This is a genomic window from Serratia sp. P2ACOL2 (assembly GCF_003691565.1).
Classification (GTDB): domain Bacteria; phylum Pseudomonadota; class Gammaproteobacteria; order Enterobacterales; family Enterobacteriaceae; genus Serratia; species Serratia liquefaciens.
This window is the reverse complement of record NZ_CP033162.1, coordinates 1053025-1067503: the sequence shown is the minus strand read 5'-3', so window position 1 is coordinate 1067503 and position 14479 is coordinate 1053025. Positions and strand designations below refer to the sequence as shown.

Here is a 14479-nt window from a genome sequence, read left to right as displayed (position 1 = left end):
ACAACTCCAGGGAGCCTTGTGAGCAGCACGCCAACCAATATTCTGATTGTCGAAGATGAGAAAGAGATCCGGCGCTTCGTCCGTACCGCGCTCGAAAGTGAGGGGCTACGGGTGTTTGAAAGCGAAACGCTGCAGCGCGGGCTGATTGAAGCCGGCACGCGCAAGCCGGATCTGATTATTCTCGATTTAGGGTTGCCGGACGGTGACGGGCTTAACTATATCCGCGATCTACGCCAGTGGAGCGCCATTCCGGTGATTGTGCTGTCGGCGCGTAATGCCGAAGAAGACAAAATTGCCGCGCTGGACGCCGGGGCGGATGACTATCTCAGCAAACCGTTTGGCATCGGCGAACTGCTGGCCCGCGTGCGAGTCGCCTTGCGCCGCCATTCAGGCAGCCAGCAGGAGAGTCCGTTGGTCAGCTTTTCCGAAATCACCGTCGATCTGATCAACCGCCGGGTACTGCGCCAGGGTGAAGATCTGCATCTGACACCGATAGAGTTTCGCCTGCTGGCCGAACTGCTGGCCAACTCCGGCAAGGTCATCACCCAGCGTCAGCTATTAAGCCACGTCTGGGGACCGAACTACGTCGAACACAGCCACTATCTGCGAATTTATATGGGGCATCTGCGGCAAAAACTGGAGGCCGATCCGGCCCGGCCAAAACACTTGCTGACCGAAACCGGCGTCGGTTACCGCTTTATGCCATGAGGTGAAAGGGCGCAGCATGCGGCACCCCTACACGTTTTGGCCTTTCTTCAGCCCCACCATAAATTCTTTGAACGCCTCGCGCAGCGGGGCAAACACCGGGTGCTTGCGGTTTTCGATCATCACTTCAGAGAACAGCTTCAAGCCGACGGCGAAGGCCGCGCTGTTATTTTCGCCAAAGTTCAGATCTTCGCGCGCTTTGATGCGCTCAACGATGCCAAGAATATCGTCGTGGTTTTTCACCTCAAAACTCAGTGGCGTTTTCTCAACGGGCTCGCCTTGGCGATCGCTCAGGGCTTCAACGGTAATGCGGAAACGGTGGCCAGGCATCAGTTGTTTTCCTTATCTGTATCTGTTGGAGCAATGTTCATTTCACTTTCAATTGCCGCCACCGCGGTGAGCAGCGCCGCATTGATGCGTTCGACCTGCTGTGGCGAAAGGTCGGCGCGCATCACGTTGCCACGCAACAAACTGCGCAGGCGGTTCATGGCGTCGGAGATGCCTTCCGCCAGATTGCCATGATGATGGTGGCCGCGACCGGCACCGGCCAAACGGGCCAGGATCACATCGACGACGGCCTGGTGTTTTTGTAATTCACTCTGGCCCAGCTCGGTGATCTGATAGCTTTTACGGCCGTTGCCGCTGGTGATCGGCTCGAGGAAATCCTGCTCTTCCAGCAGCGTCAGTGTCGGATAAATCACCCCTGGGCTTGGTACATAGAGACCGGAAGACGCCTCGTCGATCGCCTTGATCAGTTCGTAACCGTGGCTCGGTTTACGCGCCACCAGCGCCAGCAGCACCAGCCGCAGATCGCCGTGTTCAAACATGCGGTGACGGCCGCCACGACCGCCGCGCCCTCCCCGGCCATGCTCTTCACCATGGTCGCCGCCAAAATGATGGCGACCGCCACGACGACGATGGTGATGTTCATGCCCTTCTTCGCTGTCATGGCGGCAGCCGTGACGACGGTGTAAATCTAAACGGTGAAACATAGTCTGTACCTCGCATTGGATAATCAGCTTACGAGGTGATTTAGATATATCTAAGTCACTTCGATATATCTAATCTAGATCGATATATCTAAATGCGCAAGAGGGGAGAAACGAAAAAGATATATCTAAATTGCAGACATAAAAAAAGCGCTGTTAAAACAGCGCCTTTTTTCAAGGGAGAGAAGCCTTACTTGGCAGAAGCCAGCACTTCGCTGACGATTTCTACCGCTTCGTGCTCGATCTTTTCACGGTGCTCAGCACCGAGGAAGCTCTCACAGTAAATCTTGTAGGCTTCTTCGGTACCAGAAGGACGTGCTGCGAACCAACCGTTGTCGGTCATCACTTTCAGGCCACCAATCGATGCGCCGTTGCCCGGTGCCGCCGTCAAACGTGCGGTAATAGGATCACCCGCCAGAGTATCGGCTTTGACCATTTCCGGTGACAGCTTGGACAACGCCGCTTTCTGCGCAGAAGTTGCCGGTGCCTGAATGCGGTTGTAGCTCGGGGCACCAAAACGCTTGGCCAGGTCTTCGTAGTGATGCTGCGGATTTTCGCCGGTCACTGCGGTGATTTCCGCCGCCAACAGGCACATGATGATACCGTCTTTATCAGTAGACCACGGGGTAGCATTGAAACGCAGGAACGAAGCCCCTGCGCTCTCTTCGCCGCCAAAGCCCAGGCTACCGTCATGCAGGCCATCAACGAACCATTTGAAGCCCACCGGCACTTCCACCAGCTTGCGGCCCAAATCAGCTACCACGCGGTCAATCATCGCGCTGGAAACCAGCGTCTTGCCTACCGCTACGTTAGCACTCCACTGTGGACGATGCTGGAACAGATAGTTGATGGCAACCGCCAGATAATGGTTCGGGTTCATCAGCCCCGCAGGCGTAACTATGCCGTGGCGGTCGTAATCCGGATCGTTGGCAAACGCCAGGTCGAACTTGTCGCGCAGCGCGAGCAGGCCACCCATCGCCGGTTCTGAAGAGCAGTCCATACGGATCACACCGTCGTGGTCCAGGTGCATAAAGCGGAAGGTCTGATCGATAGCATCGTTCACCAGCGTCAGATCCAGCTTGTAATGCTCGGCGATACGCTGCCAGTAGGCGATGCCGGAACCGCCGAGCGGATCGACGCCCAGCTTCAGGCCGGCACGCTGAATCGCAGGCATATCAACCACGTCCACCAGCCCTTCAACATATGGCTGCACCAGGTCCTGCGCATGCACACGGCCGCTGGCCCAGGCCTTATCCAGCGATTGACGCTGAACGCCTTTCAACTGCAGAGACAGCAGTTCATTGGCGCGCTTTTCAATCACCGAGGTCAGATTGGTGTCCGCCGGGCCGCCGTTGGTCGGGTTATATTTGATGCCGCCATCTTCAGGCGGATTGTGGGACGGGGTGATCACGATGCCATCGGCCAATGCCCCACCGTTACGGTTGTGGCACAGGATGGCATGGGAGACCGCAGGCGTTGGCGTGAAGCCATTATTTTCCTGCACGATCACATCAACGCCGTTGGCGCTCAACACTTCCAGCACTGAAATGAAGGCAGGCTCCGACAGCGCATGGGTGTCTTTGCCCACGTAGCATGGACCGGTCACGCCCTGCTGATGACGCACTTCGGCAATCGCCTGCGCGATAGCGAGAATGTGGGCTTCGTTAAAGCTGTGGCGCAGCGCACTGCCGCGATGGCCTGAAGTCCCGAACTTGACCGCGTGTGCGGCGTTGCCCGCTTCAGGTTGCAGTACATAGTACTGCGACGTCAGCTGGGCTACGTTGATCAAATCGCTTTGCTGAGCCGGCTGCCCGGCACGTGGGTTATTCGCCATCGACATATCTCCCTAATCCCTGTCCTGCGGCCTGGCAATATGTCGCTCACGGCCACCATGACGGGCTGTTCGCTAAATTAGATAGTGCCGCAAACTTTTTCAGTCAGTTCCGTCGGGAACTGCATAGCCTGCATGATGTGTTCAACCATGCTGCGTTTGCGACCGGTATTGGTATTGGTGATCACCCAGTAAGGCGTGCCCGGAACGTGCTTTGGCTTGGTGTGCGTTCCGTTCGCCAACAGGGTTTGCTGATCGCCGGCAAAATAGGTACGGGTACGGCCATGCAACGCATCGGTGGCGCTGGCAAAGCCGGCCGCATCGAGGGTATACAGGGTGGAAAGTACCAGCATAAAACGGTTTACCGCTTTGCTCTGTTCGGCGTACTCGTCCGACAACAACAGTTCACGCACGGCACGCACGCGATCGCGCGGACGCGGCACGGCGACGATCTTATCCTGTTCGGCGCTCTGAGCGCTGGCAGCCGGTACGGCCCGCAATGGCTGGCCTGCGGTAAATTTCAACATACGGCGCAAAATATCGGACGCGCTCTCACCAATATGTTGCGTGTGGCTGGCAATATAGCGGTAGAGCTCTTCGTCGACTTCAATAGTTTTCATCTTTATCCAGTACTGTTTTTTTCTACTTAGAACCTGAAGCCAGATCCGGCATTCAAGCCATGGGATTATAAGGTTAAAAGCGCAGAGGCGAACATAACAATGTGCCCCAATGCGGCAAAAGCAGACTATTACCTATAGCCCACCGGACACCGGCGCTGCCAAACCTGCACCTTACCATGAAAAATCCACGTTTTATCCTATGGATTTTAAGTTGCAGCAAGTACAGCGAACAACCCTGCCGCTTGAAAGGCGACGGGTTTATTCATCGAGTGTTTTAATCATGATAACCTAATCTGAATCTCTCTCAGTATGAACTTCGCCATGAAATTACATTATCAACTGCTGGCCACCGAGTCCGATGCATTGCCGGTGATCCTGATCCACGGGCTGTTTGGCAATTTGGACAACCTGGGCGTGCTGGCGCGCGACCTGAACCAGCAGCACAGCGTAGTTAAAGTCGATCTGCGCAACCACGGCCTGTCACCGCGTTCTGAGGTCATGACCTACCCGGAGATGGCGCAGGATCTGCTGACGTTGCTGGACGATTTGCAGTTGGAAAAAGTGATTGTCATTGGCCACTCGATGGGTGGCAAAGCGGCCATGGCGCTGACGGCAATCGCCCCTCAGCGCGTGGAGAAGCTGATCATCATTGACGTTGCGCCGGTGGACTATCAAACGCGCCGCCACGACGAAATTTTTGTCGCGTTGCAGGCGGTAAGCGCCGCCGGCATTACCCAACGCCAGCAGGCGGCGGAATTGATGCGCGGCTACCTGAATGAGGAAGGCGTGATCCAGTTCCTGCTGAAATCCTTCCATCAAGGCGAATGGCGTTTCAATCTGCCGGTGCTGATCGAAGAGTACGAGAACATCACCGGCTGGCAGGAAGTGCCGGCCTGGCCTCACCCGACGCTGTTTATCCGCGGCGGCCTGTCGCCTTACGTGCAGGACAGCTATCGCGAAGATATTGCCCGTCAATTTCCGCAGGCTCGCGCTCACGTCGTTGCCGGTACCGGACACTGGGTTCATGCAGAAAAACCGGAGGCGGTGTTGCGCGCCATTCACCGCTTTCTCGGCGAAGCCTGAGTCGCGCCAGGCCCAACAAATGGGCCGTTTCCCTCCCAAAGTCACCATCTGATGAAAAAACGCGCTAAAGATAACGGCTTAGCGCGTTTTCGGCTCAGTTAAGCATTGTCGTCGCTCTACCTGCTGGGGTAATATGGCGCGCTATAATTTTGCCGCCGTGCCGAGCGTGTTCGCTAACGTCAGGCTGGGGTGAATTTGGGTTAGGGTTTATTGGCCCGAAGTGTGTTAACCGAACCGTCCGGAAGCGTGTAAGCGCTTTTTGATGCAAACTCCCTTGCAGTACCGCTACCTATGGCAAAAGAACAAACGGATCGCACGACGCTGGATCTGTTCGCAGATGAACGCCGTCCGGGGCGCCCGAAAACCAACCCGCTATCCCGAGATGAACAGCTTAGAATCAATAAGCGTAATCAGCTTCGACGCGATAAAGTCCGTGGCTTACGGCGTGTGGAACTGAAGATCAACGCGGATGCGGTGGACGCCCTGAACAAACTGGCGGAACAGCGTAATATCAGCCGCAGCGAGCTTATTGAGCAAATGCTGCTGGCACAACTGGCGGACGAGCAGCCAGAACATTGATCATTGCAGCCGCACATGCGGCGCGGCGTTAAGGATGACGCCCGATCAACACCGCTTTATTCCACCCGGCATCGCATTAAAGTGATAAATACCCGGGGTAAATTTCTGGCATGATACGCACTTACCGGTAAGAGATAATCTCTTGCCATGGCATCATTTTAATCGGTGTTATCGTAGTCTACGCTAACATCGTGAATGCAATTTATTGAATTTAAAGGTTATACGCGATATGGCTAATGTAGGCATTTTCTTTGGCAGCGACACTGGCAATACCGAAAACATTGCCAAGATGATCCAGAAAATTCTTCAGCAGCAGTTTGGTAAAGAGGTGGCTGAAATTCATGACATCGCCAAAAGCAGCAAAGAAGATCTGGAAGCTTTCGATATCCTGCTGCTCGGTATCCCAACCTGGTACTACGGCGAAGCGCAGTGCGACTGGGACGATTTCTTCCCAACGCTGGAAGAAATTGACTTCAACGGCAAGCTGGTTGCGCTGTTCGGCTGTGGCGATCAGGAAGACTACGCAGAGTATTTCTGTGATGCGATGGGTACCATTCGCGACATCATTGAACCGCGTGGCGCCGCGATCGTAGGCCACTGGCCGACCAAGGGTTACCACTTTGAAGCGTCCAAAGGCTTGGCCAACGACAGCCATTTCATCGGCCTGGCCATTGACGAAGATCGCCAACCTGAACTGACCAACGAACGTGTTGAAGGCTGGGTAAAACAAATCGTCGAAGAGCTAAGCCTGGCCGAAATCGTCGGGTAACGCCAAAGGTTGAACAAAAGCCCTGCAAAGTGCATAGTGTGCCGGCAGGGCCATCATTGGCAGTACAAATTACTGCAATAGAAGCTACAGATTTGTAACTTCCCACACCATCAAGGTAGACTGAGTTTTCGGTTTATCCCATTCATCAAGACGTTGCATGTATAACATGCAATTGTGCAATTATAGCTTTGTTAACAACCGGCGGTTTCCATTTAGAGCAACCGGTTCTATAATGAGACGCAATTAACTCTTTGTGCCGACCGATGCCAAAGGCGAGAACGCCTCAACTTGATTAGCATAGTAACAGGACTGAATCCGCATGACTGACAACAACACCGCATTGAAGAAAGCCGGCTTAAAAGTCACGCTTCCGCGACTCAAAATCCTGGAAGTACTGCAAAATCCGGAATGCCATCACGTCAGTGCGGAAGATCTGTACAAAAAACTGATAGATATGGGCGAAGAAATTGGCCTGGCTACGGTTTACCGCGTACTGAACCAATTTGATGATGCCGGCATTGTGACCCGTCACAACTTCGAAGGCGGCAAGTCCGTGTTCGAATTGACCCAGCAACATCACCACGATCACCTGATTTGCCTGGATTGCGGCAAAGTGATCGAATTCAGCGATGAGTCTATCGAAGTGCGTCAGCGTGATATCGCCAAACAACACGGCATCAAGCTCACCAACCACAGCCTGTACCTGTACGGCCACTGTGAAACAGGTGACTGCCGCGAAGACGACACCCTGCACGACAAAAAATAATGTCCTAACCGGCATTGAGAACCGCCTTAACGGCGGTTTTTTTGTGCCTGCGATAATAGGATAAAAAATCCCCGGACAGGCCGGGGAAAGTTTACAGCGTTAAATACAACAATTGCAGCGGCACTTCTCTACAGCACTTCTCTCGCTTCCCACTTACACTCTCAGCACTCCCTCACCCGCCGACACGCGGATGGGCAAACCTCTTCACAGCTCATACTCAAGAAACAGCAACCGATCAAAAAACAGCGACCAGGCGTGATCGAATACACCTCGAACACGGAACCCCTTGTTCAGATAGATTTGGCTGGCATCACTGCGTTGCCATACGCACAGCACGATATTTTTCGCCTGGTGCTGTTGTGCTCGCTGCCTTATCTGCGCAAACAGCTGGTTAAAATGCCCTAGCCCGCGGAATTGGCTCTCAATCGCCAGACTGCAGATGAAATAGTCATCCTCAGTGCACTGGCTTTGGACAAAGCTGTCATAAGCCTCATCAAGCGGCCTTATTTCATCGCGATAATGATAATCCGCTTCTATGCCATACAGCTCGCTAATGGTGGCCGCATTAAAAAAACCGACAAACTCTCCACGCCGATCGTAAGCTACCGTGATCAGCCCCAGATAAGGCTCAATATTTTGCGCCTGCTGTAATGACACCAGATCCAGCCCGGCTCGATTGCCAACAGAACAGTACTCAAGGTAGCTGGTACTGAAAATCAGCTTCGCCATACGGGTTTTATCTGTTTCACTCGCCTGGTGTCCAGGCAGAAAATGCAATGCCCCACCCGGCTCCGGCAAAACCGCCCCCCCTACCCCAGCGGTCGGACACCAGTAATTACCCGCCGTAATCTGCCGCCGGTTATCGGCGATCAGGTACTCGCCAAATAGCTGGTTTACCCGATCAAGCGTGCGGTCATGGGAAAGTACGGAATAATAGTGGTAATGGTCAATATCGGAACGGATCTGCGCTGGATAGGCCATACGCGGCACTTCATCAACGGTAAATATTTCCGCATAACGTGCCAGATCCAGCGGCTGCTCAAGCTGCCAGTCCACCTGCTCCAGCCGGCTGACGCATTGCCGGTAGCTGTGTTGCTCTTCCTGCGACAGCGGTAGTCGTTCATTGGTGATCACATCCTCCAGCAGACGCATTCCGCGAATACCGCAGGTGACGACCTGTGGGTGCGCATCATAATGGACGCCATAATCCTGGCAGAAGCGATCGTGACTGAGGAAAGAGCGGCCTATGTGGCGACTCCACAGCTGATAAAAGGGATCAAACAGTTTGCGTTCATAATCCGAATTCTTGTCCGGGACTTCGCCGCTTTCCGCCGCATAGATCTGATCCAACCCCGCCAGCATTCGGCACAGTGAGATATCGCCCTTGCGGCTGACTATCATGCCGGTTTCATCGAGAAACAGATTCAACCAGCTGACGTGGCTGACCTCGCCCTCAGCCAGGAACTGAAGATAATCAGGCACCTCTGGTTTGATCAAAAACAGCGTCGCCGACCGGTGGGGTATGGTATCGATATCCATATACAGCCCCCCCATCTCGATCAAAATCAGAAAACGGAAGTAGTCGGAAAGCGTGGCGTAATAGCGCTTATCGTGCAGTTGATGGATAAAGCCCAGGTTGTCGCCGACCCTTTTTTGCGCCAGTTCGCTCAGCGAATGCACCTGCAGGCGATGGTTGCCCGCATCATACTCCCCCAGGTAGCCGCCTTTTATCACCGGTACGGGGATGAAATACGCATCCCTTGCCAGCTGCTGTGCGTCCCAAACCCATAACATGCCGACCCAGTCATTCGTCTCGGTGCTAGCCACCGCCTGCTGCGCGGCCCCCCACTGGGAGATAACCTCTCTGGCGTCGTCAGGTATCGCGCCCCCCAGCCAGATCCGGTGCAGCCGTTTTTCACTCGCAGCCAGCGGGCGAGTAGGCACACAAAATAGTGAAGAACAGCGGGCGGCATCGAATAAATGTCCATGTGCAGCCCGCCACTCACGCAGTTGCGCGACACCGCGCTGATAACGCTCCAGCAGCAGCAACGAAGCCTCACGTTGATATTTCACAAACTCAAACTTTAGATCGTTGATCCGCGCCTCATATTCAGCCCGGAACAGATCATCCTGCATAACCCCCAAATGCCCGTCGTTAAGCTTCATCGGCCAGCATCCTTATCGATGACAGCGGCACCGAAGAGCCATAACCCTGTGGATTTTTGCTCTGCCATGACCAGGCATCGCGCACCATTTTTTCCAGACTGCGTTTGGCTTGCCAGCCCAGCTTCTCTGCCGCCAGAGACGGGTCGGACCAACACTCGGCAATATCTCCCGCACGCCGGGGATTAAATTGGTAGGCGATTTTGAAGCCGCAGGCGCGTTCAAACGCCCGAATAATCTCCAGCACCGAGTAGCCTTTACCGGTGCCCAGGTTATAGACGTTAAATCCTGGCTGCAGGTTATCCAGCGCTTTTAAATGCCCTTCGGCCAAATCCATAACGTGAATGTAATCACGTACCCCGGTACCATCGCTGGTAGGGTAGTCGTTGCCATACACCGGCAACACCGCGAGTTTGCCAATAGCCACCTGCGCCAGATAAGCCAGAAGATTATTGGGAATGCCGGCGGGATCCTCACCAATCAAGCCGGACTCGTGCGCCCCGGCCGGATTAAAGTAACGCAGCGCGGTGATTGCCATCTGCGGTGCCGTTGAAGCGAACTCCGCCAGGATCTGCTCGACAATCAGCTTTGAGGTTCCGTAAGGATTGGTGGTCTGCCCAACACGACAGCTTTCCGTCAGTGGGGTATATTCTGCCGGCCCATAGACGGTGGCTGAAGAGCTGAAAATAAATTGCTTAACGCCAGCATGGCGCATTCTGTCCAGTACGATCAATGAGCCGGAAATATTATTTTGATAATATTTCAGTGGCTCTTCGGTAGATTCTCTGACCGACTTCAAACCCGCAAGATGAATAACCGCATGAACATCATGCTGGCGAAAGATATGATCCAGCAAATGATGTTGCTGGATATCTCCCTGATAAAAAATTACTTTTTTACCGGTTAATCGCTCCACCCGAAACAAAGACTCTGGCGAACTGTTGGACAGGTTGTCCAGTACGACAACTTCCTCCCCCCTTTCTAACAGTGCCAATACCGTATGCGAGCCGATATAACCGGCGCCGCCCGTCACCAATATAGCCATCATATATCCTTGTTTGTGTTTAAAAATAAACGACTCACTCAGAAACCACCTAGACTTCCCGGGTTTTAAAACCGACAGGTAAAGCAATACAAAGCAGTAATATGGCTAACAGATAAACGGAGGAATGCGGCCCGTACTCGGTCAGGATCCCTTGTAATATTCCGGCCAGGATCACACCGGTGGAAATGCTGTTGGTGAACAACGTGGTGGCCATGCCCGCCCGCTCCGGCATCAAGTCCTGGAAATACAGCATGCCGACGGTGGCGAGAATGCCGATAAATATCGCGTTAAACAGCTGCCAGACCAGCAACCCAGCGGCCGAGGTAAACCACAGCATCCCGGCATAAAACAGTATGCCGGCCACCATCGCCCCCGCCATCATCAGGCGCTTGCCCACCCGATTTACATATCGGCCTACCAGGATCATGATGGGGATTTCTATCGCGGCCGCGATGCCCATCATCCAACCGGTCAGACTTTGCGGCAAACCCAACTCGGCCGTGATATACAGCGGCACATCAATCAGATACATGGCGCTGCAGGTCCACATCAATACCGAGGCGAAAAACAACCGGCTAATATCTTTATCGAAGACCGTTTTTTGCGGTATGCCGATTTCATTGCCCACAGGCGGGCGAGCCACCTCGGGTAATATCCACCAAGCCAGCAGCGTGACCAGCAGGAATATGCCGGCAGCAAACATAAACATCGCCGTAAAGCCATAATTCACCACCAGCATAAAAGCCAATGGCGGGCCAAAGACCCAGGCCAGAGAGAGTTGGGCGCGCATGATGGCGCTGAACATCGCCACGTTTTGCGATGACCGTTCCCCGTATTCACGCGCCAGGGCGAATAACTGTGGTATCGCAGTATTGGCGATGGCGGTTAACAGCACGCCTGCGGTAATTAACGTCAGATAATTGCGATTAAAAGCAAATAGCAGACAGTTTCCCGCCGCCAATAAATAACAGATTAAAATCAAATGGCGCCGGTCACGCTGACGATCTGATTTTTTCGCCAGCAAAAAACTGACAATAATGCCGACCCCGGCATTAACCGCATAAAAAAAACCGACCCATAATGAAGTCACCCGAACCTCGGTGGTGAGGAACAGGCTCAGGGTCGGTATTTGCAGTGCCCCGGCAATGCCAGAAAAAAAAGCAACGACCATAAAGGTCAGCCGTATCGAATTCATCGCTGATTACCGCCGGTCGCTGCTGTTAACCATCAATAACGGCCCGCCTGCGAACAGACGGGCCGTGGTTCAGGAGTTACACTTTCTCGGCGCGACTATAACGCTTGCCGTCCGGGCTCACCGCGCGGATTTGTACTTCACCGCTAACCCCAGGCTTGGCCTTGGCATCGTAACGCTGCCACTGCTTGCCGCCGTCGGTGGAATATTCAATGCCCAGACCCGGCAGCGAAATATTGGCTTCCAGCTTGCCTCCCACCACTCGGGCGCCTGGCACCGGCAACCGGTAGTTCACACCACCTTTGTCCAGTTTTGCCAGTTCACGCTGACCGAGCAGGTTGGCAAAGCGCAGCCAATCGCGGTCCAGCTTCTTGGTATCGATGAAGTGGGTTTCGCCGCCTTTATACTCCCGGCCCGCCCGGTAATCCTGCTCCCACTCTGCCCGGTGCCATGCGCGCTCGGCCACCGACAGCGAACGAGGGAAGATCATGTACTCCATTTGCTCGTCGGTACGCTGGGTTTCGCTCCACATCTGCGCGGAAATACCGTAAGCCCCCGGCCAGGGCTTGTCGCTCTTGGCGGTAAAGTGATTACCATCGCGATCAACCGAGGTTTCGGCGTTTTGCGGCAGGTTGTTTGGCGCAAAGCTGAACATTTTCTGTTCATCGCTGAAACGCGTTCCCCAGTAGTAACCACGCTCGTCCGGGTTCACCTCATACGGGAAGTCCATGTAGACATAATCCGGGTTTGAAAGGATCAGTTCGTAGCCCTTGTTCGCCCAGTCGTTGGCACTGTCGAACCCGCCCCAATACAGCGTATCCCAGAAGTTAACCCCGACACGCTGGGTAGCAAAGGCCTTGGCGTTTTTGGCATCTTTCAGGCCATCCTGCCAGGCTTGCATTCTGTCGATCCCATGCGCTTTCACCAATTGGCTGACTTCTACTCCGAAGTAGCTTGGCAGGTGCTCCATATCGGCGACCTTGCCATCTTTGATCATCGCCTGGCAGACCTGAGATTTTGCCCATGGCTTGTCTTCTTTGCTCTGATCGATGATGCCTTTGCCGGCTTCCGGCTTGTTCACATCAGTATAACCAGCACCTAACCGGATGTTTTTCGCCTCGTCACCGCCAAAGTGCCAAGTACTCAGCGGCTGCCCGGCCTCTTTATGCATCTGGGCAATCTCGCCGATCACCTTGTCGACAAAACGTTTGGATGAATCCAGGCAAGGGTTGAGGTAGCTTTGGCGGTTGAAGTACTGCACCGAGGTGGTGTTAGAGGTATCGGTTGGATCCACTAAACGGAACTCGTTGGCCTCTTGTTCTTTACCGGCGGCATGCAGTTTCTTATAGCGCGCTTCCATTGAGACCACCGCCGCACGGGCATGCGCCGGCATATCGATTTCCGGGATCACTTCAATCTGGCGCGCCTTGGCGTATTTGATAATGTCGATGTAATCCTGGCGAGAGAAGAAGCCGCCATAAACCTCCGGCCCCTGGCCATACTGCGGCAACAGGCAGGTGGTTTCGCTCAAGTCGTGGCAACGCTGCCCACCGACTTCGGTCAGTTCCGGCAAGCCCGGAATGGCGATGCGCCAACCTTCGTCATCACTCAGATGGAAGTGGAATTTATTGAGCTTGTACGCCGCCATTTGGTCCAGCAAGCGCAACACCGCATCCTTCTGGTGGAAGTTACGTGCGACATCCAAGAAGATGCCACGATACTGGAAGCGTGGCGCATCTTTGGCCTCCAGCGTAGCGATTTTGGCGCTGCCTTCGGTAGGCACTAATGACAAGATGGACTGCAGGCCATAGAACACTCCGGTCTGATCGAAACCAATGACTCGCGCTTCCTGCTTGCCGATGATCAATTCATAAGCGCCCGGTACCGCCAACTCGCCTTTGAATTTTCCCGGTTGGATATCGGTTTTGATCGGATAATCGGCTGCGTTACTGGTTATTCCCAACAGCGCGAAACGCTGGGCTACGGCGTCCGCCGCCGGTTTGGACAATGCGCTCAGCTCCAATGCAACGCCTTTGCTCAGATCAACATCCTGCGCATACACTTTAACCTGCAACGGCGTTGGCACTATCTGACCGCGTAACGACGCGGTGGGTAAGGTTTTTAGCTCGGCGTTTTTCGTAAAGCGCGAGGCCGGCGTCATCAGGATGTTATTGTCGTCTTTGGTACGCTTCCACTGGTCGCCGGTAAAGGGCGCAACGAACTGGTTCAGATCTTCGGTATCGGTATTGACCAGAATTTTAGGCTTGGCATCGCCCGAGGTGGCGTACCAACGTGGCACGAAGTCGGTTTTAAACAGTTGCCAATATTCAGTGATAATCGGGATCTCTACCGTTTTCCCCGCAGGGAAGCCGGTAAATTTGTCGGTAGGTTCCAGCTTGTACAGATCACCGGTCAGGTGAGATATCTTGAACTGGTCGTTATCCACCCGCAGGGTCTGACGAGCGCTGTGAAAGTAAATCGCCCAGTCCTGACCGTTGATCTCCTGATTGTCGTTGGTCAGGCCGATCAGTACCTTGTTGCAAGCCGCCCAGTCAGCACCCAACTTGCCGCAATCCAGACCGTTTTCGGCTGCCCGGTTATCGACCATTTTCAAATTCAGTTTCAGCTGGCTCAGTTGATCCACCAGCGGCTGATTGGCCATCGCGTTCCCCACGCTGCCAAATAACCCAATGGTTGCCGTCAGTGCGGCAAGCGCGCTCAATTTGAATTTATTCAT

The 14479-nt window shown here is 54.1% G+C and carries 13 protein-coding genes; 5 read left to right on the top strand and 8 right to left on the bottom strand.

Annotated elements, in window-relative coordinates:
• The first annotated feature begins 18 nt into the window (after window positions 1-18).
• A complete protein-coding gene (kdpE, locus tag EBA31_RS05065; protein ID WP_046374274.1) occupies window positions 19-708 on the top strand; it encodes a two-component system response regulator KdpE in 690 nt (229 codons plus the stop codon).
• Window positions 709-735: 27 nt separating this feature from the next.
• Here the strand turns inward: kdpE and EBA31_RS05060 are convergent, their stop codons facing one another.
• The 4 genes from EBA31_RS05060 to seqA form a co-directional block, all read right to left on the bottom strand.
• Window positions 736-1035 carry a DUF3861 domain-containing protein gene (locus EBA31_RS05060; RefSeq protein ID WP_122077599.1) on the bottom strand — a complete coding sequence of 100 codons (300 nt, stop codon included), beginning with the start codon at window positions 1033-1035 and terminating at the stop codon, window positions 736-738.
• A complete protein-coding gene (locus tag EBA31_RS05055) occupies window positions 1035-1697 on the bottom strand; it encodes a PadR family transcriptional regulator (protein ID WP_048759473.1) in 663 nt (220 codons plus the stop codon). The genes EBA31_RS05060 and EBA31_RS05055 overlap by 1 nt, the downstream gene beginning before the upstream one ends.
• A gap of 187 nt (window positions 1698-1884) precedes the next feature.
• On the bottom strand, window positions 1885-3528 hold the full coding sequence (gene pgm / locus EBA31_RS05050; protein WP_046375073.1) for a phosphoglucomutase (alpha-D-glucose-1,6-bisphosphate-dependent): 1644 nt from the start codon (window positions 3526-3528) through the stop codon (window positions 1885-1887).
• Between the two features lie 77 nt (window positions 3529-3605).
• A complete protein-coding gene (gene seqA / locus EBA31_RS05045) occupies window positions 3606-4145 on the bottom strand; it encodes a replication initiation negative regulator SeqA (RefSeq protein ID WP_122077598.1) in 540 nt (179 codons plus the stop codon).
• A gap of 309 nt (window positions 4146-4454) precedes the next feature.
• Between seqA and ybfF the strand changes: the two genes are divergently transcribed.
• The 4 genes from ybfF to fur all read left to right on the top strand — a co-directional run bounded on the left by ybfF (window position 4455) and on the right by fur (window position 7342).
• Window positions 4455-5228, top strand: coding sequence for an esterase (ybfF, locus tag EBA31_RS05040; RefSeq protein ID WP_122077596.1), 774 nt, complete (start codon window positions 4455-4457; stop codon window positions 5226-5228).
• Between the two features lie 291 nt (window positions 5229-5519).
• Window positions 5520-5807, top strand: coding sequence for a LexA regulated protein (gene ybfE / locus EBA31_RS05035; RefSeq protein WP_004949692.1), 288 nt, complete (start codon window positions 5520-5522; stop codon window positions 5805-5807).
• Window positions 5808-6036: 229 nt separating this feature from the next.
• Complete coding sequence (fldA, locus tag EBA31_RS05030) at window positions 6037-6576, top strand: flavodoxin FldA (RefSeq protein WP_048759474.1); 540 nt, start codon at window positions 6037-6039, stop codon at window positions 6574-6576.
• A gap of 319 nt (window positions 6577-6895) precedes the next feature.
• Window positions 6896-7342, top strand: a complete 447-nt coding sequence (fur, locus tag EBA31_RS05025; protein WP_020825646.1) for a ferric iron uptake transcriptional regulator — start codon at window positions 6896-6898, stop codon at window positions 7340-7342.
• Window positions 7343-7546: 204 nt separating this feature from the next.
• Here fur and EBA31_RS05020 read toward each other — a convergent pair whose 3' ends face one another.
• The 4 genes from EBA31_RS05020 to EBA31_RS05005 all read right to left on the bottom strand — a co-directional run bounded on the left by EBA31_RS05020 (window position 7547) and on the right by EBA31_RS05005 (window position 14479).
• Complete coding sequence (locus tag EBA31_RS05020; protein ID WP_122077594.1) at window positions 7547-9508, bottom strand: glycosyltransferase; 1962 nt, start codon at window positions 9506-9508, stop codon at window positions 7547-7549.
• Window positions 9498-10550: a UDP-glucose 4-epimerase GalE gene (gene galE / locus EBA31_RS05015; RefSeq protein WP_122077592.1), complete on the bottom strand. Its 1053-nt coding sequence runs from the start codon at window positions 10548-10550 to the stop codon at window positions 9498-9500. Before galE ends, EBA31_RS05020 begins: the two co-directional genes overlap by 11 nt.
• 49 nt (window positions 10551-10599) lie before the next feature.
• Entirely contained in the window at window positions 10600-11745 is a 1146-nt protein-coding gene (locus EBA31_RS05010; protein WP_122077590.1) for an MFS transporter, read from the bottom strand.
• A gap of 76 nt (window positions 11746-11821) precedes the next feature.
• Window positions 11822-14479: a beta-N-acetylhexosaminidase gene (locus EBA31_RS05005; RefSeq protein ID WP_122077588.1), complete on the bottom strand. Its 2658-nt coding sequence runs from the start codon at window positions 14477-14479 to the stop codon at window positions 11822-11824.

Excerpts from the sequence above, each read along its gene's own strand:
- EBA31_RS05060 (WP_122077599.1), bottom strand. The coding sequence starts at position 1,035 with ATGCCTGGCCACCGTTTCCGCATTACCGTTGAAGCCCTGAGCGATCGC.
- EBA31_RS05055 (WP_048759473.1), bottom strand. The coding sequence starts at position 1,697 with ATGTTTCACCGTTTAGATTTACACCGTCGTCACGGCTGCCGCCATGAC.
- pgm (WP_046375073.1), bottom strand. The coding sequence starts at position 3,528 with ATGGCGAATAACCCACGTGCCGGGCAGCCGGCTCAGCAAAGCGATTTG.
- seqA (WP_122077598.1), bottom strand. The coding sequence starts at position 4,145 with ATGAAAACTATTGAAGTCGACGAAGAGCTCTACCGCTATATTGCCAGC.
- ybfF (WP_122077596.1), top strand. The coding sequence starts at position 4,455 with ATGAACTTCGCCATGAAATTACATTATCAACTGCTGGCCACCGAGTCC.
- ybfE (WP_004949692.1), top strand. The coding sequence starts at position 5,520 with ATGGCAAAAGAACAAACGGATCGCACGACGCTGGATCTGTTCGCAGAT.
- fldA (WP_048759474.1), top strand. The coding sequence starts at position 6,037 with ATGGCTAATGTAGGCATTTTCTTTGGCAGCGACACTGGCAATACCGAA.
- fur (WP_020825646.1), top strand. The coding sequence starts at position 6,896 with ATGACTGACAACAACACCGCATTGAAGAAAGCCGGCTTAAAAGTCACG.
- EBA31_RS05020 (WP_122077594.1), bottom strand. The coding sequence starts at position 9,508 with ATGAAGCTTAACGACGGGCATTTGGGGGTTATGCAGGATGATCTGTTC.
- galE (WP_122077592.1), bottom strand. The coding sequence starts at position 10,550 with ATGGCTATATTGGTGACGGGCGGCGCCGGTTATATCGGCTCGCATACG.
- EBA31_RS05010 (WP_122077590.1), bottom strand. The coding sequence starts at position 11,745 with ATGAATTCGATACGGCTGACCTTTATGGTCGTTGCTTTTTTTTCTGGC.
- EBA31_RS05005 (WP_122077588.1), bottom strand. The coding sequence starts at position 14,479 with ATGAATAAATTCAAATTGAGCGCGCTTGCCGCACTGACGGCAACCATT.